The organism is Kitasatospora sp. NPDC042419 (assembly GCF_056437345.1).
In genome coordinates, this window is record NZ_JBWKAW010000032.1 from 70,355 (window position 1) to 90,704 (window position 20,350).

The following is a 20,350-nucleotide window of genomic DNA, read 5'->3' on the forward strand; positions in this document are numbered from 1 at the left end:
GCCGAGCAGCCCGCCGGACCGCGTCACTTGACCACGCCGGCGTCCGGCGTCAGCGTCCCGACGGACACCAGGACGATGATCAGGATGCCGAGCGCGATGCGGTAGATCACGAACGGCATGAAGCTGTTGTTCGAGATGTACTTCAGGAACCAGGAGATCGCCGCGTAGCCGACCACGAAGGCGATCAGGGTGGCCAGGATGGTCGGCCCCCAGGCCGGTGCGGGGCCCTCGCCGATCTTGAACAGCTCCAGGACGCCGGAGGCCAGCACCGCCGGGATCGCCAGCAGGAACGAGTAGCGGGCCGCCGCCTCGCGGCTGTAGCCGAGCAGCAGGCCCGCGCTGATCGTGCCGCCGGAGCGGGAAACGCCGGGGATGAGGGCCAGAGCCTGGGCCATGCCGTAGCCGGCCGCGTGCGGCAGGGTCAGGTCGGTGATCGGCTTGGCGTGCCGGACGGCACGGGTCCGGTCGGCGACCGCCAGGATCACGCCGAACAGGATCAGCGTGGTGCCGATGATCCGCAGGTCGCGCAGGTCGTGCTCGATGGTGTCCTGGAACAGCTTGCCCAGGATGCCGATCGGCAGGGTGCCCATGATCACGAACCAGCCCATCCGGGCGTCCTGGTGCGAGCGGAGCGCGGGCCGGAACAGCGAGAGCGTCCAGGTCTTCACGATCGAGGCGATGTCGCGGCGGAAGTAGATCAGCACCGCGGTCTCGGTGCCGAGCTGCGTCACGGCGGTGAATGCAGCGCCCGGGTCCTTCCAGCCCAGCAGGGCCGGGAAGACCCGGAGGTGGGCGCTGGAGGAGATCGGCAGGAACTCGGTGAGCCCCTGGATCAGGCCGAGGACGGCCCCGTGGAACCAGTCGATCACCGGACACCCGCCGAGGGTATCCGTCGCTCGATGCGCATTCAGCGGTCCTTGTTGGTCGGTGCGGGAACAGGCCCCTGCGGCATGCGGCCGGCGCATGCGAGTGGCACGGTCCGATGGCAGGCGAACCACCGGTCCCGCCCGGCGCTCGGGCCGCGCGCGGGCCCGGCGTGCGCCTGCATGCTACGCCGTTCAGGTGACGGGCTGTCGCTCGCCCCCGCCGCTGCGCACACCCCCCCGGCCGTCCGGTCCCGTCCGGTCCCGTTCGGGGGGCCGGGGCCCGTCCGGGCCGGCCGGGCCGTCGGCTGGGGCCGACCGGGGGCGGGCTGCTCGGGGTGAGGGCGAGGGCGAGGGCGGGTGAGGGTGGGGAGTGGGCGGACGGGCGGCGGCTCAGCCGGCGACGGGCCGGGCCCGCACCCAGACCCGGTCCTCGGTGAGGTAGGACTCGACGGCAAGCCCGGCCTCGGCCAGTGCCCCTTCGAACTGATCCGTGTCGAGCGGCCGGGAGAGGAAGGTCTGGGTCCACCGCGCGTCCGGGAACTCGTACTCGACGTGCACGCGGTTGACGCCGTCCGCGACGGGTGTGGCCGAGACCACCCGCACCAGCCCGTCCGGGGCGAGCGGCCGCTCACGGGGCACGTTCCGCTGCCAGTCCTCGCCCTCGCGCTGGAGCAGCACGCAGCCGTCCGCCGCGACGTGCCGCCGACAGGTGTCCAGCAGTCCGCGCCGGACCGCCGCATCGCCGGCGTGGACCAGGAACGACCCGAGCAGGACGACGTCGAACCGCTCGCCGAGGTCCAGTCGCTCGATCGGGCTGCGGACGGTCCGTGCCCCGCGCACCCGGGCCAGCATCTCGGCCGACTCGTCCACGGCCGTCACCCGGAACCCGAGGTCCAGCAGCGGGTGCGTCACCCGGCCCGCGCCGCAGCCGAGTTCGAGGATGCTCGCGCCCGCCGGGGCGGCGCGCCCGATCACCTCCGGCTCGCCGTTGGGCCGCAGCCGCCCGTACATCTCGACCGCGCAGCCGTCCGGCGTGATCGCCCCCGGGCCGGTCCCGTCGTACCCCGTGCGTCGTTCGTCAGCCATGCGATCCATCCGAACACGGCGGGCGGAGGGTGGGAAGAGGGCGTGCGGATCCATGGTTGTCACATACCCCTGGGGGGTATACATTCATCGACGAACCGGGAAGCGGACAGCGACCGAGCAAGCGGAGGACGACATGGCACACCCCGCCCAGCACGAGCACCGGCAGCACGAGGGCCACGAGCACCTCGGCGCCCACGAGGGGCACGGCGGCCACCAGGGCCACCAGGGCCATCGGGGTCACACTGGAGAGATGGACCACTCGGCGCACGCCGGCCACGCCCAGCACGGACAGCACGGACAGCACGCCCGGCACGGGCAGGCCGAACACGGCGCCCAGCACGGGCACGGGCACGGCGTCGGCGGCGCGAGCTGGCGGACCGCCGCGCAGGCCACCCTGCACTGCCTCACCGGCTGCGCCATCGGCGAGATCCTCGGCATGGTGATCGGCACCGCCCTCGGCCTGCACAACGGCGCGACCGTGGTGCTCTCGGTCCTGCTGGCCTTCGTCTTCGGCTACGCGTTCACCATGCGCGGCGTGCTGAAGGCCGGGCTCGACGTCCGCGCCGCGGTGAAGGTCGCGCTCGCCGCCGACACCGTCTCGATCCTCGTCATGGAGCTGATCGACAACACCGTGATGATGACCGTCCCGGGCGCGATGGACGCGGGCCTCGGCAACGTGCTGTTCTGGTTCGCGCTGGCCGGCTCGCTGCTCCTGGCCTTCGCGCTGACCGTCCCGGTCAACAAGTGGATGATCGGCCGGGGCCGTGGTCACGCCGTGGTCCACGCCTACCACGAGCACTGACGGCGCCGACGCCTGTTCCGCCCGGTCCGACGGCCGCGGCCCGCACCGACCCTCCCGGGGGTGGTGTGGGCCGCGGCCGTTCCGCGTGCGGCGGGTGTGCGGTCAGCGTGCCCGGTCCAGCTCCGCGAGGGTCGCGTTCAGCCAGCCCAGCTCGGCCTCGGTGGTGGCGCGGGCGATCAGCAGCATCCCCCGGCGGAACGGGTCGTCGACCTCCTCGGCGCCGACCGGGCGGCTGCCGTCGTAGAAGAAGCTGGCCGGCTCGCTGAGGAACGCGAGGCGGCGGCGGAGCACCGCGGCCTGGGCGGCCGGCTCGTCGTCGAGGTGGCGCAGGAAGGCCAGGGTGGTGAACCAGCGGTTCTCGTCGCTGATGTCCAGCTCCTCCGGGGTGCGGAGCCGGTCGAGCAGGGCGGCCCGCCCCGCGTCGGTCAGTCGGAGCGTGTGCCGGGGGGCCGCCGCCGCGCCGGGCTCGGTGGCGCGGACGAGCAGGCCGTCGGTCTCCAGTCGCTTGATCGCCGGGTAGAGCGTGCCGTCGCTGATCGGCCGGACGTGCCCGGTGAGGGCCGCCAGGTGCCGGCGCAGTTCGTAGCCGTGCAGCGGCCGGTCGTGGAGGAACCCGAGGATCGCGAGTTTCAGCATGGGGCCACTCTCTCAGATGCCGGCGTGAATATATCGATATTGCTATACCTCGGAGTCGAGGTATGGTCGTGCCGTCACCCCACCGAACCGAGGAGGAACACGACCGTGCGCGAAGCCACCGTCACCCCGAACGGCGACCGAATCCGCTGGGTGGAGGTCCCCGGCGTCGAACCCGCCCGCCTCTACCTGCACGGCCTCGGCTCCAGCTCGCCCGTCTACTTCGCCGCAGCCGCGGCCCACCCGCTGCTCACCGGGCACCGCTCGCTCCTGCTCGACCTGCTCGGCTTCGGCATCAGCGACCGGCCCGCCGACTTCGCCTACACGCTGGAGGACCACGCCGACGCGGTCGCCACGGCGGTCCGGGCGGCAGGCCTGGACCGGGTCGAGGTGATCGGCCACAGCATGGGCGGCGCGGTCGCGATCGTGCTCGCCCACCGGCACCCCGGGCTGGTCGCCAACCTCGTCCTGGTCGACGCCGCGATCGACCCGGCCGCCCCCGTGCCGGGCCCGGGCAGCAGCGGCCTCGCGACCTTCACGGAGGAGGAGTTCCTGGCCGGCGGCCGGGACAAGGTGGAGGAGTGGGCCGGCCCGTTCTGGTGGGCGACCATGCGGCTGGCCGGCCCCGAGGCGCTCCACCGCAGCGCCGTCCACCGCGGCCGGGGCACCGTCCCGACCATGCGCGAGCTGCTGATCGGGCTCGACCTGCCGCGCACCTTCCTCCACCCGGCCGAGGACGGGCCGTACCCCGGTGCGGAACAGCTCCGGGAGGCCGGGGTGGTGCTCGCGGCACTCCCGGACTGCGGGCACAACATCATGTTCGATAATCCGGAGGGCTTCGCGACCGTCACCGCCGCCGCGCTGGCGCGCCGCGACTGAACACCCCGCGGCACCCCGCCGCACTCCGCCGCACTCCGCCGTCCTCCGACCCAGGGAGCCGTCCGACATGGTGATCCACGTCCCCGAGGCGCTGGCCGCCTCCCTCGTCGGCTTCCTCGGGGAGCCCGGCCGCGCGTGGGCGGCCGGGCTCCCCTCCCTGGCCGACGGCCTGCTGGAGCGCTGGTCCCTCCGCCCCGACGGGCCGGTCGCGCACGGCGTGGTCGGCCTCGTCCTCCCGGTCCGGTGCGACGACCGCACCCCCGCCGTGCTCAAACTCCAGCCCGTGGACGAGGAGACGGCCGGCGAACCGCTCGCCCTGCGGACCTGGGGCGGGCGGAGCGCGGTGCGGCTGCTCGACCACGACCCGGTGACCGGCTCGATGCTGCTGGAACGCCTCGACCCGGCCCGCTCACTGCTCGCCGAGCCCGACGACCTCGCCGCCGCCGGAGAAATCGCCGCACTGCTAGCCGAACTGACGTCGCATCAAGCACCTGAAGGGGTACGCGCATTGGCGGACGTCGTCGACGCGATGCTGGCCGACCTCCCGGAAGCGCTCGCCGAACTCGCCGACCCGGCCGACCGCCGGCTGCTCGCGGACTGCGCCGCCGCCGTCCGCGAGGTCCGGCCCGAACCCGGCGACCGGCTGCTCCACTGGGACCTGCACTACGGCAACGTGCTCGCCCCGCCCGGGCCGGATGGCCGCGCCCCCTGGCTCGCCATCGACCCCAAGCCGCTCGCCGGCGACCCGGGCTTCGAGCTGCTCCCCGCCCTCCGCAACCGCTGGGCCGACCTCACCGCCACCGGTGACCTGCCGGGCGCGCTGCGCCGCCGCTTCGACCTGATGACCGACCGCCTCGCCCTCGACCGGCCGCGCGCCGTCCGCTGGACCCTCGGCCGGGTGCTGCAGAACGTCCTGTGGGACGTCGAGGACGGCGAGGAGGAGATCGACCCGGCCCAGCGGGCCGTAGCCGAGGTGCTGTTGGGGCGATAGGAGCGTGGGGGTGAGAGGAGCGCCGGAGCGAGAGGAGCGCCGGGTGGTGGGGGTGCCGGGCGGTAGGAGTGCCGGGGCGTCGCCCTCGGGTCGCCGCGCCCGCACCCCTCAGGCGGGCCGTGCGCTGCGGAACGCGTGCCGGTAGCTGGCCGGCGGGACCCCGACGACCCGCTTGAACTGGCGCCGGAGCGTCGTGGCCGTGCCCATGCCGGTGGCGACCGCGATCGCCTCGATGCTCTCGTCGGTGGACTCCAGCAACTCCTGTGCCCGGCGGACGCGTTGGTCCAGCAGCCACTGGATCGGGGTCTGTCCGAGCACGGACCGGAACTGCCGGCCCAGATGGCGCGGACTGGTGTTCGCCCGTCGGGCCAGGTCGGTCACCGTCAGCGGCTGGTCGAGCCGCTGCTGGACCCAGGCGAGCAGCTGGGCGAGCACGTGGTCACCCGTCGCCTGCACCGGCGTGGCCACGAACTGGGCCTGGCCGCCGGGCCGGTGGGGTGCCATGACGAGGCGGCGGGCGACGGAGTTGGCGATCGCGGCTCCGTGGTCGACGTGGACCAGGTGGAGGCAGAGGTCCACGGCGGCGGCCTTTCCGGCGGCGGTCAGCACGCTGCCGTTGTCCGTGTAGAGCACGTCCGGATCGACCACGGCCAGCGGATGGCGGGCACTCAGCTCCGCGGCGTGCGCCCAGTGGGTGGTGGCCCGCTGGCCGTCCAGCAGGCCCGCGGCGCCGAGCACGAACGCCCCGGTGCAGAGGGAGGCGACGCGGGCGCCCGACTCGTGCGCGGCGCGTACGGCCTCGACCACCTCGGCCGGCGGCGGCTCGTCGATGTCGGCCCACGCGGGCACGATCACCGTGTCGGCACGGGCCAGTTCCTCCAGTCCGTGGTCGGGCTCGACCACGAACGGGCCGACCCGGACCGGTCCGGGACCGCAGAGCCGGACGTCGTACCAGTCGCCCCGGGCTTCGATCGGGGGGTTGCCGAAGATCTCGTAGGCCACCGCGAGTTCGAAGTGCAGCAGGTGACCAGCGGCCAGCAGTGCGACAGTCGGCATGTCCGAAAGTGTACGGGTGATGTCGTTCCGGACCATCACGGTTCGGAGCGCGCAGCGCCGAGACTTGATCCATCAGCACGGCGAAAGCGGGGGAATCATGAGTACAGCGGATGCAGTGGTGGTCTACGGGGCGACCGGGCACACCGGGCGCTTCATCGTCGCCGAACTGCGCAGGCGCGGCTTCGCCACCGTCGCCTCCGGCCGTGACGCGGCCAAGCTGGAGGCGCTGGCCGCCGGGTGGGACGACGTGGTGGTGCGTCCGGCGACCGTGGACGACCCCGGCTCGCTCGACCGGGCCCTGGCGGGTGCGGCGGCCGTCATCAACTGCGCCGGACCGTTCGCGGTGACGGCGGGCCCGCTGGTCGAGGCGGCGCTGCGTGCGGGGATCCCGTACGTCGACGTCGCGGCGGAGATCGAGGCGAACGCCCAGACGTTCGCCGACTACGCGGAGGCGGCCCGGAAGGCCGACGTGCCCGTGGTGCCGGCAATGGCGTTCTACGGCGGGTTGGGCGACCTGCTGGCGACCGCGGCGATGGGGGAGTGGACGGCGGCGGACGCGGTGCACGTCGCGTACGGGCTGAACAGCTGGCACCCCACCGAGGGGACCAGGGAAGCCGGTCGGGTGTCGCACGAGCGCCGAGCGGGGCGGCGGGTGCGGTTCGCCGACGGCGAGCTGCAGTACCACGACGACGAGCTGTCGCGGCAGGACTGGCACTTCCCGGAGCCGCTGGGCGAGCGGGCGGTGATCGCGGAGTTCACGATGGCCGACGTCGTCACGCTGCCGAGCCACCTGGCGGTGCCCGAGGTCCGCACCTACATGTCCGTCGAGGCCGCCGGCGACCTCGCCGTGGCGGAGACGCCGGCACCGCGCCCGGTCGACGACCTGGGGCGGTCGGACCAGACCTTCGTGGTGGACGTCCGGGTCAGCGCGGGTGGCGTCGAGCGCCGCGCCACGGCCGGCGGCCAGGACATCTACGCGATCACCGCGCCCCTGGCGGTGGAGGCGGTCCGGCGGATCCTGGCCGGGCAGACGCGGACCACGGGTGTGGCCTCGGCCGGCGCGATGTTCGAGGCGGCGGACTTCCTGGAGGCGCTGAGCCCGTACCTGTCGGTCGAGCTCCCGCACTGACCGGTACTCCGACCGGTACTCCGAGCGGTGTCCCGACCGGTGTCCCGACCGGTGTCCAGGGCCGGGGCCCATACCCGCCCGGGGTAGTGCGGGCGGGTTTCCGGAGCCGCGCGAGAGGGAAGCCGGGCCGGCCGGCCTCCTCTCCGGGGACGGTTGGGCCGGGTGCGGGGCTGGCGTGAACGAATATGCAGACCGGTCTACAGATCGTGGATATGTAGACCGGTCTGCATATACCAGACGTGTAGACCGGTCTACATATTTCGGGAGTGCGGAAGCCGGGGGCGGCGGACCCGCAGCCGATGCGGCGGGTTGCGCGCAGGAAGTCGGACGGGCCGACTTCCTGCGCAGGAGCCGGCCTCGGGCGAGTGCCTCGGAGCCTCGGAGCCTCGGGGTTCGGGCTTCGGGGCTCGCGGGTGCTCCGGGGCCGGGCGAGGCCGCTACCGCCCCCGGACCACCGTGAAGCGGATCGGGGTGCCGGGCCGCGCCTGGGCGGCGGCGGCCAGGTCGGCGGACGGGACGACACCGATGACGGGGTAGCCCCCGGTGGTCGGATGGTCGGCCAGGAAGACCACCGGGCAGCCGTCCGGCGGGATCTGCACGGCGCCCAGCACCATGCCCTCGCTCGCCAGTTCGTCGGTGCGCGCCCGGACGACGGGCGGCCCCTCCGTCCGCAGCGCGATCCGGTTGCCGGCCGGCGCCACCCGGTACGGATCGCGGGCGAGCCGGGCCAGCGCCTGCGGGCCGAACCAGTCGGCGCGCGGGCCGGGCCGCAACCGCAGCACCAGGACGGTCGGCGGTGCGGGCAGCGGGACCAGGCCGGGCGTCGGCCGGTACGGCGGAGGCGGGCCGACCGGCAGCCGATCGCCGGCGGCCAGCGGGGCCGGCCCGAGGCCGGACAGCAGGTCGGCCGAACGACTGCCGAGCACAGGGGGTACGGCGATCCCGCCCGCCACCGCCAGGTAGGCGCGCACGCCGTGCGTCGCCGCGCCGACCTCGACGACCGCACCGGCGGGTACGGCCACCGGCGCGCCCCAGGCGGCTGCGCGGCCGTCGACCCGGACCGGCGACGGCGCACCGGTGACCGCGACGACGAGCGGCCGGAGCGCATGCAGTGCTACGCCGCCGAGCGTGGTCTCCAGGGCCGCCGTGCCGGGCTCGTTGCCGACCAGCCGGTTGGCCGCGCGCAGCGCCGGCTCGTCCAGCGCGCCCGCGCGGGGGACGCCGAGGTGGGCGGTGCCGTGTCGGCCGAGGTCCTGGACGGTGGTGAGTGGTCCGGGCCGGACGACCACCATCCCGTCGGCCGCGGTCACACCGCACCCCCGGGTTGTCCGGTGGGGGCGTCGACCGCACCAGCCGGACCAGCCGGACCGGCCGAACCAGCCGAACCACCGCTGCCGCCGGTCCGGCCCGTGCCGACCATGGCATCAGGCCCGCCCGCACCGCTCCCACGGTCTGCCGCACTCCCACCGTCTGCGGCGCTGGTGGGACCGGCTGAGCCCGGCCCGCTCCCGCCGCCCGCCCGGCCCGCAGTCCCCGGCCCGCCGACAGGACTCACATCGCTCGCCGGGCTCGCACCGCCCGGGTGGTCTGCGGGGGCCCGGCCGGCGGCGCGGCTCCCGGTACTGACAGGAACCGGGCCGTCCGGGGTGCGAGCGGCGGCCGCATCGTTCTGCCCGCCCACGGCGATCACGCCTTCGTGGGCACCCGGTTCGTCGGCCCTCCCCGCAGTGTCCGTGGCGTTGGTACCGCCCGGACCGCCCGCTGCATCCGCCCCGTCCGCATGGTCGGCTCGTTCCGCGCTGTTCGCCGGGCCCGTGTCGCTCGCCGGGCCCGTGTCGCGGGTGTCGTCCGGACGGGCGTCCGTCCGACCCGACGGCCGGCCGGCACCCGCCGACCGCGAACCTCCGCCGTCGGCGGTCGGGCGGTCGCGGCCGCCCGGCAGCGGGGTGAACCGGACCCGCACGCCGGGGGCGAGCAGGGCGGCCGGCTCGCGGGCGGCGTCCCAGAGCGGCAGCGCGGTCCGCCCGAGGAGCTGCCAGCCGCCGGGCGACGAACGGGGGTACACCCCGGTGTACGGGCCGGCCAGCGCGACCGAGCCGGGTGGGACGGAGCTGCGCGGGGTGGCGCGGCGCGGGACCGCGTACCGGGGCGGCAGGCCGGTGAGGTAGCCGAAGCCGGGGGCGAAGCCGCAGAACGCGACGACGTACTCGGGTTCGCTGTGGATCCGGACGGCGGCCTCGGGGGAGACGCCCCAGAGGGCGGCGACCTCGGCGAGGTCCTCGCCGTCGTAGACGGTGGGCACCTCCACCAGTGGGCCGGGCACGGTGTCGGCCGCCGTCGGGCGGGCGGAGCGGAGCAGCGCGGTCAGCGCGGGGAGGTCGGCGACGCCGTCCAGCAGGACGGTCCGCGCGGCGGGGACGATCTCCTCGACCTCGGGCAGCTCGCCGGCGGCCTGGCGCTCGCGCAGCCAGCCGTACAGGGCCGTCACCGCGGCCGGGTCCGGGACCTCGGCGAGCAGGGCCCGGTCGCCGACCGGGTGGAGCACGACCGCCGACCCACCGTCCGCCCCGCCACCGCCCGCCCCGCCCCCGTCGGCACGGCTCTCGTCCGCCCCGCCGCCGTCGGCCACCGGCGCGGCCGTGCTCACGCGAAGGCCTCCACCCGGACGCCCGCCGAGGCGAGCGCGCCGCGGATGCGCCAGGCCAGCTGCGCCGCGCCGGGGGTGTCGCCGTGGACGCAGAGCGAGCGCGCCTCGACGGTGATCGGCTCGCCGCCGACCGCCACCACCGAGCCGTCCCGGGCGATGCCGACCGCTCGGGTGATCACCGTCTCCGGGTCGTGCACGACGGCGTCCGGTTCGCGGCGCGGGACGAGCGTGCCGGCCCAGGTGTAGGCCCGGTCGGCGAACGCCTCGGCGACGACCGGCAGGCCGACGCCGTCGGCCACCGCGAGCAGCCGGGAGCCCGGCAGGCCGAGGACGGGCAGCGGCCCGTCGCAGACGGCTCCGGCGCGCAGGATGCCGGCGACCACGGCCTCGGCCTGCTCGGAGTCGGTCACCACCCGGTTGTAGAGGGCGCCGTGCGGCTTGACGTAGGAGACGCGGGAGCCGGCCGCGCGGGCGAAGACCTGGAGGGCGCCGATCTGGTAGGCGATCTCGTCGGCCAGTTCCTCGGGCGGGACGTCCATGGCGCGGCGGCCGAAGCCGGCGAGGTCGCGGTAGGAGACCTGGGCGCCGATCCGGACGCCGCGCTCGGCGGCCAGGGAGCAGACCCGGCGCATGGTGGACGGGTCGCCGGCGTGGAAGCCGCAGGCGACGTTGGCGCTGGTGACGACGGAGAGCAGTGCCTCGTCGTCGGTCAGCGTCCAGCGTCCGAACCCCTCACCGAGGTCCGCATTGAGATCGATCACCGCATCGGCCACGCCCGTCCGCCTCCCAGCAGCTGTTGAGCCAGATGGTAGGGCCTGCGGGTGAGGGCGGAGTGCCGCTCGTCCGGTCAGCCCACTGCCGGGGCCGGGCGGCCTTCGGCCCGCTCCAGCAGCGGCCGCAGCGCGCGCAGCACGATCAGCAGCGGCACCACGCCCACGATCCCGAACGACATGTCGACAAGCCGCCAGTACGGCGGGATGCCCCGGAGCGGCCCGCAGATCAGCGCGAGGGGGATGATCCCGGCGCAGGCCAGGACCGCCCACCGGATCACCCAGACGTTGCGCACCGGGTCCTTGATCGGGCCCCGGAACGCGGCCGCGATCACCAGGTGGGCGAAGGCCAGCCAGTCGGTGCCGTAGGCGAGGAAGGGGTACCGGGCGTTGGTCTCGGCGATGCCGTCCCGTACCCGTTCGGTCCAATCCAGCAGGGCGGGGAAGCGGTCGGTCACCGGGGCGCCGGGGCCGGCCGCCAGGTCGGCGAGCCAGCGGGTCTCGGTCTCCAGGGGGAACGCGGTCAGGCCGCTCAGGACGAGGCAGACCACGAAGGTCCACAGCCATCGCCGGACGTGTCGCAGCGCCGCCCGTTCGGTCGCGGTCGTTCCGCTGCCGGTCGTGTCGCTCATTGCGCAAACCCCCGTGCCGAGGCGGCAGGCCGGGCTGTTCCCACCTGCACGGGAGTGACTCCAGACCTGGAATTGAACGCGTTCAACTCACCTTCGGGCCAAGCCGTGAACGGTGGGACGGTGGGGCGGCGGACGTGGAAGGGCCCGGCACCGCACCGGTGCCGGGCCCGTGGGGGAGGAGGGCCGTCAGGGCGTGTAGGTGAACCGGTCCGCGGTGACGGGCGCGCTCGTCCCGCCCGCCGTCGTCACCGTCACGTCGACCGTGCCCGAGCCCGCCGGGGCGGTCGCCGAGCAGAGCGCCGGGCCGCAGGAGTGGCGGGTGGCCGGCACGCCGCCGAAGCTCACCGTGCCGTTGGCCAGGTTGCTGCCCTGGACGTAGATCTGGGTGCCGCCGGCGGCCGGGCCGGTGCTGGTGGTCAGGCCGCTGACCGCCGGTGCGGGGGGAGCGGGCGGAGCGGCGCCGGTGTAGTCGAAGCCGGCGGCCGCGGTGGCGGAGCCGCCGGGGGTGACCACGGTGACCGGCACGCTGCCCGAGCCGCCGGGGGTGGTCACGGTGCAGCCCGTGCTGGTGCAGCTGCCGGCCGCGACCGAGCCGCCGAACAGCACGAAGCCGTTGTCAAGGTTGGTGCCGGTCAGGGTGACGGGGGTGCCGCCGGTGCCCGGGCCGGTCGTGGTGCCGACGCCGGTCACCGCGGGGGCCGCCTGGGTGGCCGGGGCCTGCGGGCCGCTGCCGAGCAGGTAGCTGGAGACGTTGTCCGACGGGTCGGCGTCGTTCGGGTTCGCGGCCGTCACCTTGATCGTCCCGGACGGCCTGGTGCCGTGGGAGGCGACGGTGAGCTTCATGAACTCGCTGCGCCCGGGTGCGCGGTTGCCGGTGAAGTAGGCGTCGAGCCGGCGGCCGTCGGGCGAGACGGTCTGGGTGAAGGTGTAGTCCTGGAAGGAGGTGATCATCGCGCCGCCGGTGGTCAGGCCGGGCGGCAGTTCGACGGTCAGGTGGGTGACCCCGGTGAGGTCGGCGGTGCCCGAGGACTTCCAGGACACCGAGATGTTGGTGTTGTCGATCGGGAAGATCGGGTAGTTCCCGCTCTGCGACACGGTCACGTTCTGGCCGGTGACCGCCGTCTTGGCGGCGGCTCGGGCAGGGGTTCCGGCGGCCGCGGTGGTGGAGACGGCGGCGCCGGTGGTGAGGGCGGCCACGGCGAGGGAGGCGGCGAGGCCACCTCGTACCAGTCTGGTGATCATACGAAGAATCATGGCGGGCTCGATCTGCCTGCGGGGCCGTTTCTCGAAAGCGGGTTCTATTAGCCCGCCTTCCGTTGCACTCCGTTGTCCTCCGCGTTCCGCGCCCGCGCGCGGCCCCGCCTCCCCGCCTCCCCGCCCCGCCCCACCTCTCCGCCCCGCGCTCCCCGCCCCGTCTCCCCGTCCCGCCTCCGAGCCCCGCGCGCGGCCCCGCCTCCCCGCCCGGCCCGGGTGCCCGGGCGGGTGCCCGGAAGGTCCGTTTCGGTCGATGTCGGCGCCTACCTCTAGTCTTGTCCACCGTGACCGTCATCGCTGACCAGCCCACCGAGCTCGGCTCCCGGCCGCCCGCCGGGCCCGCCGTCGCCGCCGCGCGGCCCGCGCCCGGCCCCGCCGCCGACGAGGGCCTGGCCCGCCGGCTCAAGGCACTGGCCTGCACCGCGCCGCTGCACGACCTGGACAGCCGCAAGGTCATGCTCGCCGGCGAGTACGGCGGCTACGCGATGGCCGAGGTCGGGCTCGCCGCGATCGACCTGGTCACCCTCAACATGGACTTCGACACCGGCGCCGACCGCGAGATAGTGCTGGCCCGACTGCTGCCCCGGGTCGCCGCCCAGGCCCCCGCCCGGTCCACCGCCGAGCACCAGCGGGTCGGCCGCTGGGTGCTGGAGTCGCTGATCAACGTCGGCAGCGTGGACCGCGGCTTCCGCGCCGTCTACGGCACCTTCGACGCCGAGGGCGCGTACGTCCGCCGCGACTACGACTTCAAGCTCATCGAGGAGGTCCCGGGCCCCGACGGCGGCGTCTACCTGCGGACCACCGACGAGGCGGTCAACGTCCTGGTCGGCGCGCTCGACACCGACGTCACGTCCGCGCAGATCGCCGCCGAGGTCAAGCTGGAGGTGCTGATCCGGCGCGGCCGCCTGGCCGACGCCCAGCTCGCCGCCGAGCAGGCCCGCTACCGCACCGTCCAGTACGCCGAGACGCTGCGCCGCGCCCTCGACGCGACCCGCCGCAACGTCCGCGCCGTCGACTGGATGCAGGCCGTTCCCGACCTCATCGACGAGGCGCTCGACCACATCGCCGACCGCTACCGGCACGAGAACGCGATTCTCACCAACATCCGCAAGGCCCGCGACGAGGCCGAGGACCAGGAGCACAAGCGCCGCGCCGCCGAGCTGGTCGACATCGTCAAGGACTGCATCCGCCGCCACACCCAGCTGCAGACCAGGCTGCTGGAGGCCGGTCCGCTGTTCCGCGCCGAGCAGGACCGGCAGGCCTTCGCCACCCCCGGCGCCCGCAGCGGCATCGACCTCTACGGCCAGCTGCTCGCCCCCGTGCTCCGGCTGCCGATAGAGCAGGCCGTCCGGCCCACCGGCGCGTTCTTCGCCCGCGGCGTCGGCCTGCGCACCCCGGTCTCGGTCCGGGTCAGCGACCTGGTCGACCTGCTGCTCACCCCGCCGGTCGAGCGTGAGCACCTGGGGGCCGAGCTGCCCGATCCGGACCTCGTCGCCACCCCCGACGACAGCCGGTTCTCCGAGGCCCAGCTGGAGGCCGCGCTGGAGCTGCTCGACCTGCCGGCGGACGCGCCCCGGCGGCTCTCCGGCCTGCTCGCCGACGCCCGCAAGCAGGATCCGGAACTCCCGTACCTGGTCGCCCTGCTGGCCGTGCACGCGGCCAGCCCGCCGGTCGGCACCGCCTACCGGCAGGGTGAGGAGCGGCTGCTCTTCGCGGTCGACGACGGGACGGTGCTGCGCGACCAGGAGTTCGGCGGCGCCGACCTCATCGTCGGCAGCGCCCTGCTCGACGCGGTCGGCATGGCGGCCGACCGCAAGGACGCCGGCTGACGCGCATGCCGACCCGCCACAGGACCAGCCACCAGCCGCCCGGCACTCGGCCGCCCGGTCACCAGCCGCCCGGCCACCGGACACCCGCCCGCCGGACCACCCGCACCCCCAGCAACGCCCCCGAGGAGCACTGCCCGTGACGACCCACCACGACACGTCCTGGGCGCCCGAGGCCGAGCCCGCCGCGCCCGCGCCGATCACCCCGGCCGACGTCGCCGACGCCGCCCGGCTGGTCTCCTTCGGCCTCCAGGCCAAGCTGCTCCCGGCCCGCGACGCCGAGTACGCCGAACTGGTCCGCCGGCACCGCGAGGACCCGCCCTTCGCCCGGCTCGCCGACGCCGTCGCCACCGGCATGGGCCTGGTCGTCCTGGAGGTCTCGCCGCGCGCCGGCATGGCCGTCGCCGCCGCCGAGGAGTCCGTGTTCGCCGTCCGGATGGGCGACTACTCCCGCCGCGCCGCCTCCGAGTCCACCGACCGCTTCCTGCACGGCCTGGCGCACCTCGCCGTCGCCGCGATGGCCTTCCCCCGCCCCGAGGACCTCGCCGACGACGGCTACCTCGGCCGGATCACCGTCAACGGCGTCGACACCTTCGTCCGCCAGGCCTGCCGCCGCCTGGAGGAGCAGGCCACCGCCGACGGCGCCAACACCGACCCGCACAGCGACGCCCCCGGACTGGAGGCCGCCTGGCGGGTCTGGGCCCGGCGCACCGCCACCGGCGCCACCAAGGACGCCCGCCGGCTCTCCGGTTCCACCATCGGCATCGTCGCCAAGGCGGTGCTGTTCCTGGTCGACTCCGGCTTCCTGCAGAAGGTGTCGGACGACGCCGGCGGCACCTACCGCACCACCGCCCGCTACCAGCTCCAGGTCCGTGACCTGGCCGGCAGCGCCGCCATGGCCGAGCTGCTCGACCTCGGCGTCGTCCCGGTCTCCGACGGCACCGCCTCCCTGCTGCCCCCGGACACCGGGGACGAGCTGGTGGCCGACGCCGGCCTCCCGTTCCACTCCCTCTGACTCCGGCCGAACCGGCCCCCGCCGCACCGAACCCCAACGCAGCGACCCCCAACGCAGCGAACCCCGCCGCACCGAACCCCGCCGAACCGGCCCCCACGGCACCGGCCCCCACCGCACCACGAGCCAGCTCCCACCCACCCGCCTCCTGGAGAACCGCCGCACATGTACGAGCTCAACCGGGTCCGCCTCTACTCGATCGGACCGGCCGGCGCCCGCTACGCCGACACGGTGCTCGACCTGCGCGGCGTCGGCGAGCCCGTCGCCGACCCGGTCCCCCAGCAGATCGGCCTGTTCGGCGAGGAGACCGACGGACCGGTGCGCCGCCCGGCGCCCGCCGGCGTGCTCTTCCTGGAGAACGGCGGCGGCAAGTCCGTCCTGCTCAAGCTGATCTTCTCGGTCATGCTCCCGGGCCACCGCAACACCCTCGGCGGGGCCAGCTCCGGCGTGCTCCGCAAGTTCCTGCTCGCCGACGACTGCGGCCACGTCGCCCTGGAGTGGCAGCACACCGTCACCGGTGAGCTGATCGTGGTCGGCAAGGTCAGCGAGTGGCGCGGGCGCCAGGTCTCCTCGGACCCGCGCAAGTTCGCCGAGACCTGGTACTCCTTCCGCCCCGGTCCCGGCCTCACCCTGGACTCCCTCCCGGTCTCCGAGCGGGTCAGCCTGGCCGGCGACCAGAAGGCCCGCGGCCGCCGCCGCACCATGAAGGGGTTCCGGGACGCCCTCACCGAGGCCGGCAAGGCCCACCCGCACCTCGACCTGGTCTTCGAGGACGGCCACGACCGCTGGACGGAGCACCTCGGCGAGCTCGGCCTCGACCCCGAACTCTTCCGCTACCAGCGTGAGATGAACGCCGACGAGGGTGAGGCGGCCGGCCTCTTCGCGGTCAAGCAGGACAAGGACTTCACCGACCTGCTGCTGCGCGCCGTCACCGACACCCGCGACACCGACGGCCTCGCCGACCTGGTCCACGGCTTCGCCGCCAAGCTCGGCCTGCGCTCCGAACTCACCGCCGAACGCGACTTCACCGCCGGCTCGCTGGAGCTGCTGGAGCGCATCGCCGAGTCCACCACGGCCCGCGAGTCCGTCCGCGAGACCCACCGCACCGCCGAGCGCCGCACCCGCAGGCTCGCCCAGGCCCTCGGCTCCCGGGCCGGCGCCGAGCGCGACCGCGCCCAGGACCTCGCCGTCGAGGTCGCGGCCGCCGCGGGCGCCGTCACCGCCGCCGAGACCGACCGCACCCGGCACACCCTGATCGCGGCCGAGCTCACCCACCGGCACGCCACCCTCGCGCTGGCCGCCGCCACCGCCGAGGCCGCCGCACTGCGCCGCGAACTCACCGACGCCCGCACCCTGCACTCCGCCTGGCAGGCCGCCGAGGCGGTGCTCCGCCAGCGCGCCGCCGCCGACCGGGTGACCCGGGTCGCCGCCGCCATCCGCGAGGCCGAGCTGGACGCCGCCCCCGCGCTGGCCGCCCGCGCCCGCGCCGCCGGCGCCCTGGCCCGCGCCCTGGAGAGCGCCGCCGCGGCCGTCGAGGACCGCGCCGACACCGAGGAGCAGCGCGCCGCCGAACTCCAGGCCGACGGCGCCAAGTCCCAGACCGACGCCACCGAGGCCGCCACCGCCGCACAGAAGGCCCGCAGCGAGGCCGAGCACCTGCGCCAACGCCTCGCCGAGGTCGAGCAGGAGACCGCGGCCGCCGTCGAGGCCGGCTGGATCGACCCCGACACCGCGGAGCCGGACCCGGCCCGCGCCGCGCTGCACGCCGCCGACGTCGAGAAGACCGCCAGCGCCGCGCTCGCCCAGGCCCGCACCGCCGCCGAGTCCGCCGCCGCCCGGCTGCGCGAGTCCGCCGCCGCCACCGGTCGCGCCGAACTCGCCGACGCCCGCGCCACCGACGCCCGCAAGGCCGCCGCGCGGGCGCTCGCCACCGAGCAGCGCACCGCCGCCCTGCTCGCCACCGAGCCCCGGCTCGCCGACCTGCTCTCGCTGACCCCCGCCCCCACCGACTGGCACGAGGACGGGTCGGGTGTCGACGAGGACGCCGGCTTCCTCACCCCCGCCGTGCTCGACCGCAACGCCGAGTACCTGCGCGAGCTCCTCGACGAGGCCATCGCCACCGCCGAACGCACCCTGTTCGACCTGCGCACCGCCGCAGCCGACGACTCCCGCATCCTCGCCGCGCTCGGCGACGGCGGCCTGCTGCCGCCCGGCCCGGACGTCCTCGCCGCCGTCGAGTACCTCGCCGAGCACGGCATCCCCGCGCTTCCCGGCTGGCGCTACCTCGCGCAGTCCGTCGACCCGGCCGACCACGAGTCGATCCTCGCCGCCCGCCCGGAACTCGTCGACGGCGTCGTCATCACCGACGCGGACTCGCTGGACCGGGCCCGCGAGGCCCTGCAGTCCGCCGCGCTGCTGCCCCGCTCCACCGTCGCCGTCGGCGCCGCCGCCTCCCTGATCGCCCCGATCACCGACGAGCCGGCCTTCTTCCTGGTGCCGCCGAACCCGGCCATGCACGACGAGTCCGCCGCCGACGGCGAGCGCCGTGAGCTGCGCGCCCGCGCCACCGCCCGCGAGGAGCACATCCGGGAGCTCGCCGCCCGGCTGGGCGGCGACCGCGCGCTCGCCGCCCGCCTCGCCTCCTGGCACGCCAGCTGCCCGCCCGGCACCCTCGCCGAACTCGCCGAGGCCGCCGAGGCCGCCCGCGAGCACGCCGAGCAGGCCGCCGCCGCGCTGGCCACCGTGCGCGCCGAGCACGACGAGGCCGAGACCGACCACGCCACCGCCGCCTCCGCCCACGAGGAGCACCGGGAGGCCGCCCAGCGCGCCCGCCGCCGCGCCGACGCCCTCTCCGGCCTCGCCTTCCGGCTGCGCGAGCGCGCCAACTGGAGCCGCCGCCAGCGCGAACTCGCCGAGGACGCCGCCGAGTGCGACCGCCGCCAGGCCGTCTGCGCGGAACGCGCCCGCACCTGCGACGAGGACCGCCGCGCCGCCCAGCGCGCCGCCGACGACGCCCGCCGCACCGCCCGCACCCTGCGGGCCGAACGCGCCGAGATCCCCGCCGCCGAGCAGGACGACGAGCCCGCCGAGGCGGCCCCGGCCGCACTGCCCGCGCTCCGCGAGGCCTACCGCTCCGCGTCCCAGCTGTACGAGAAGGTCGGCGTCGGCGCCGACCTGCGGGCCGAGCAGGCCCGCGCCGAGGGCGACGAGGCCGCCGCCGCGGCCGAGCTCGACCGCCTCACCAACAAGGTCCGCACCCGCGCCGAGGAGCTGCTGGGCAGCCCCGACGGCGCCGACGGCCCGGCCCGCCAGGCCGCCGCCGCCCGCGCCGAGGAGCTGGTCGCCACCATCGAGGCCCGCGCCGCGGGCGCCAGCGAGCAGCTCGGCCGGCTCCGCGGCGAGGCCGAACGTTCGGCCCCGGCCGACGGCGAGGCGCACACCGAGCTGCCCGAGGAGCTCGTCCCCACCGACCCCGAGCACGCCCAGACCCTGCTGCGCACCGCCACCAGCCGGCTCGCCGAACGCCGCGAGGCCCTGGACGCCGCCCGCACCGCGCACGCCGACCTCCAGCGCACCTTCGACGCCGCCCAGGCCGCGGCCGCCGACTTCGACGAGCACGCCGGCCAGCTGCGTGACGGTCTGCGCGAGCACCACGACGACGCGGACCAGCCGGCCGAGCCCTACCTCGGCTCGCTCGCCGACGCCCGCGCCGCCGCGGCGGAGGCCCGCCGCGCCCTGCGCACCGCGGCCGCCGAGCTCTCCTCCGCCGAACTCGCCGTCCGCGACGCCTCGGACGCCCTGGTCCGGCACGCCAACGCGGCCCGCTACGAGGCGGTCCGCACCCCGGCCCGCCAGCAGATCCGCGAACTGCCCGCCTCCGCGCTGCCCGACCACGCCGCCGCCTGGGCCGTCGCGTTCGCCCCCCGGCTGCGCGTGCTCACCGACGAACTCGCCCAGCTGGAGCGCAACCGCGGCTCGATCGTCGACCGCCTGCGCGGCCTGGTCGAGTCCTCGCTCACCACCCTGCGCGCCGCCCAGCGGCTCTCCCGGCTGCCCGAGGGCCTGGGGGAGTGGTCCGGGCAGGAGTTCCTCCGGATCCGCTTCGAGGACCCGGACCACGCGACCCTGGTCGAGCGGCTCGGCGAGGTCATCGACGAGGCCACCCGCGCCGCCGTCCGGAAGAACAGCGACCTGCGCCGCGACGGCATGTCCCTGCTGCTGCGCGGCGTGGCGGCCGCGATCGGCCCGCGCGGCGTCTCCGTCGAGATCCTCAAGCCCGACGCGGTGCTGCGCGCGGAGCGGGTCGGCGTCGGCCAGATGTCGGACGTCTTCTCCGGCGGCCAGCTGCTCACCGCGGCGATCGCGCTGTACTGCACGATGGCCGCGCTGCGCGCCAACGACCGCGGCCAGTCCCAGCTGCGGCACGCGGGCACGCTCTTCCTCGACAACCCGATCGGCCGGGCCAACGCGACGTACCTGCTGGAGCTCCAGCGTGCGGTGGCCGACGCGCTCGGCGTCCAGCTGATCTACACCACCGGGCTCTTCGACACCACGGCGCTCGCCGAGTTCCCGCTGGTCATCCGGCTGCGCAACGACGCCGACCTGCGGGCGGGGCTGAAGTACATCTCGGTGGAGGAGCACCTGCGGCCCGGCCTGCCCGCCCCGCAGGACCCGGACGGCCCGGCCGTCCACGGCGAGATCACCGCCACCCGGATGTTCAAGCGGCCGGCGGAGGTTCCCGCCCAGTCATGACCGACGTACGGTGGA

At 75.5% G+C, this 20,350-nt stretch carries 15 protein-coding genes and 1 pseudogene; 7 read left to right on the forward strand and 9 right to left on the reverse strand.

The genetic code is table 11. The annotated features are described in order from the left end of the window. Positions 1 to 23: 23 nt before the first annotated feature. Both AC067J_RS37045 and AC067J_RS37050 read right to left on the reverse strand, forming a co-directional pair. Complete coding sequence (locus AC067J_RS37045; protein WP_478306972.1) at positions 24 to 866, reverse strand: undecaprenyl-diphosphate phosphatase; 843 nt, start codon at positions 864 to 866, stop codon at positions 24 to 26. 390 nt (positions 867 to 1,256) lie between these two features. Then, positions 1,257 to 1,952 carry a class I SAM-dependent methyltransferase gene (locus tag AC067J_RS37050; RefSeq protein ID WP_478306913.1) on the reverse strand — a complete coding sequence of 232 codons (696 nt, stop codon included), beginning with the start codon at positions 1,950 to 1,952 and terminating at the stop codon, positions 1,257 to 1,259. 250 nt (positions 1,953 to 2,202) lie between these two features. On the opposite strand from AC067J_RS37050, the gene AC067J_RS37055 reads away from it, so the two are divergent. Beyond that, a complete protein-coding gene (locus AC067J_RS37055) occupies positions 2,203 to 2,754 on the forward strand; it encodes a DUF4396 domain-containing protein (RefSeq protein WP_478306974.1) in 552 nt (183 codons plus the stop codon). Positions 2,755 to 2,856: 102 nt separating this feature from the next. On the opposite strand, the gene AC067J_RS37060 is transcribed toward AC067J_RS37055, so the two are convergent. After that, positions 2,857 to 3,390: a PadR family transcriptional regulator gene (locus tag AC067J_RS37060; protein WP_478306915.1), complete on the reverse strand. Its 534-nt coding sequence runs from the start codon at positions 3,388 to 3,390 to the stop codon at positions 2,857 to 2,859. Between the two features lie 105 nt (positions 3,391 to 3,495). On the opposite strand from AC067J_RS37060, the gene AC067J_RS37065 reads away from it, so the two are divergent. Together AC067J_RS37065 and AC067J_RS37070 are read left to right on the forward strand one after the other, a co-directional pair. After that, the gene (locus tag AC067J_RS37065) at positions 3,496 to 4,266 is read left to right on the forward strand and encodes an alpha/beta fold hydrolase (RefSeq protein ID WP_478306917.1); all 771 of its coding nucleotides are present in this window, start codon (positions 3,496 to 3,498) and stop codon (positions 4,264 to 4,266) included. Between the two features lie 67 nt (positions 4,267 to 4,333). Further along, the gene (locus AC067J_RS37070; RefSeq protein ID WP_478306919.1) at positions 4,334 to 5,257 is read left to right on the forward strand and encodes an aminoglycoside phosphotransferase family protein; all 924 of its coding nucleotides are present in this window, start codon (positions 4,334 to 4,336) and stop codon (positions 5,255 to 5,257) included. Positions 5,258 to 5,365: 108 nt separating this feature from the next. Here AC067J_RS37070 and AC067J_RS37075 read toward each other — a convergent pair whose 3' ends face one another. Then, positions 5,366 to 6,313, reverse strand: coding sequence for a helix-turn-helix domain-containing protein (locus AC067J_RS37075; protein WP_478306921.1), 948 nt, complete (start codon positions 6,311 to 6,313; stop codon positions 5,366 to 5,368). 97 nt (positions 6,314 to 6,410) lie between these two features. Here AC067J_RS37075 and AC067J_RS37080 point away from each other — a divergent pair, with 97 nt between their 5' ends. Beyond that, positions 6,411 to 7,442: a saccharopine dehydrogenase family protein gene (locus AC067J_RS37080; RefSeq protein ID WP_478306923.1), complete on the forward strand. Its 1,032-nt coding sequence runs from the start codon at positions 6,411 to 6,413 to the stop codon at positions 7,440 to 7,442. A gap of 437 nt (positions 7,443 to 7,879) precedes the next feature. Here the strand turns inward: AC067J_RS37080 and AC067J_RS37085 are convergent, their stop codons facing one another. From AC067J_RS37085 to AC067J_RS37105, 5 genes and pseudogenes are all read right to left on the reverse strand, one after another. Continuing rightward, positions 7,880 to 8,734, reverse strand: coding sequence for a 5-oxoprolinase subunit C family protein (locus AC067J_RS37085; RefSeq protein ID WP_478306976.1), 855 nt, complete (start codon positions 8,732 to 8,734; stop codon positions 7,880 to 7,882). 650 nt (positions 8,735 to 9,384) lie between these two features. After that, positions 9,385 to 9,987, reverse strand: a pseudogene (gene pxpB / locus AC067J_RS37090) (5-oxoprolinase subunit PxpB); the annotation flags it as partial. Between the two features lie 98 nt (positions 9,988 to 10,085). Beyond that, positions 10,086 to 10,862 carry a LamB/YcsF family protein gene (locus AC067J_RS37095; protein ID WP_478306925.1) on the reverse strand — a complete coding sequence of 259 codons (777 nt, stop codon included), beginning with the start codon at positions 10,860 to 10,862 and terminating at the stop codon, positions 10,086 to 10,088. Positions 10,863 to 10,936: 74 nt separating this feature from the next. Beyond that, positions 10,937 to 11,491, reverse strand: coding sequence for a hypothetical protein (locus tag AC067J_RS37100; RefSeq protein WP_478306927.1), 555 nt, complete (start codon positions 11,489 to 11,491; stop codon positions 10,937 to 10,939). A 186-nt stretch (positions 11,492 to 11,677) separates the two neighbouring features. Further along, positions 11,678 to 12,733, reverse strand: a complete 1,056-nt coding sequence (locus AC067J_RS37105) for an IPT/TIG domain-containing protein (RefSeq protein WP_478306929.1) — start codon at positions 12,731 to 12,733, stop codon at positions 11,678 to 11,680. A 296-nt stretch (positions 12,734 to 13,029) separates the two neighbouring features. On the opposite strand from AC067J_RS37105, the gene AC067J_RS37110 reads away from it, so the two are divergent. From AC067J_RS37110 to AC067J_RS37120, 3 genes are all read left to right on the forward strand, one after another. Beyond that, positions 13,030 to 14,574 (forward strand): hypothetical protein, encoded by a 1,545-nt coding sequence (locus AC067J_RS37110; RefSeq protein ID WP_478306931.1) that lies wholly within the window; start codon positions 13,030 to 13,032, stop codon positions 14,572 to 14,574. A gap of 136 nt (positions 14,575 to 14,710) precedes the next feature. After that, positions 14,711 to 15,586, forward strand: coding sequence for a hypothetical protein (locus AC067J_RS37115; protein WP_478306933.1), 876 nt, complete (start codon positions 14,711 to 14,713; stop codon positions 15,584 to 15,586). Between the two features lie 162 nt (positions 15,587 to 15,748). Continuing rightward, complete coding sequence (locus AC067J_RS37120) at positions 15,749 to 20,335, forward strand: hypothetical protein (RefSeq protein WP_478306935.1); 4,587 nt, start codon at positions 15,749 to 15,751, stop codon at positions 20,333 to 20,335. The last annotated feature ends 15 nt before the right edge of the window (positions 20,336 to 20,350 follow it).

Bases quoted from the DNA above. Each gene is read 5' to 3' on its own strand.
- AC067J_RS37070 (WP_478306919.1), top strand. From the start codon at position 4,334: ATGGTGATCCACGTCCCCGAGGCGCTGGCCGCCTCCCTCGTCGGCTTC.
- AC067J_RS37085 (WP_478306976.1), bottom strand. From the start codon at position 8,734: ATGGTGGTCGTCCGGCCCGGACCACTCACCACCGTCCAGGACCTCGGC.
- AC067J_RS37080 (WP_478306923.1), top strand. From the start codon at position 6,411: ATGAGTACAGCGGATGCAGTGGTGGTCTACGGGGCGACCGGGCACACC.
- AC067J_RS37075 (WP_478306921.1), bottom strand. From the start codon at position 6,313: ATGCCGACTGTCGCACTGCTGGCCGCTGGTCACCTGCTGCACTTCGAA.
- AC067J_RS37060 (WP_478306915.1), bottom strand. From the start codon at position 3,390: ATGCTGAAACTCGCGATCCTCGGGTTCCTCCACGACCGGCCGCTGCAC.
- AC067J_RS37050 (WP_478306913.1), bottom strand. From the start codon at position 1,952: ATGGCTGACGAACGACGCACGGGGTACGACGGGACCGGCCCGGGGGCG.
- AC067J_RS37100 (WP_478306927.1), bottom strand. From the start codon at position 11,491: ATGAGCGACACGACCGGCAGCGGAACGACCGCGACCGAACGGGCGGCG.
- AC067J_RS37120 (WP_478306935.1), top strand. From the start codon at position 15,749: ATGTACGAGCTCAACCGGGTCCGCCTCTACTCGATCGGACCGGCCGGC.
- AC067J_RS37105 (WP_478306929.1), bottom strand. From the start codon at position 12,733: ATGATCACCAGACTGGTACGAGGTGGCCTCGCCGCCTCCCTCGCCGTG.
- AC067J_RS37055 (WP_478306974.1), top strand. From the start codon at position 2,203: ATGGACCACTCGGCGCACGCCGGCCACGCCCAGCACGGACAGCACGGA.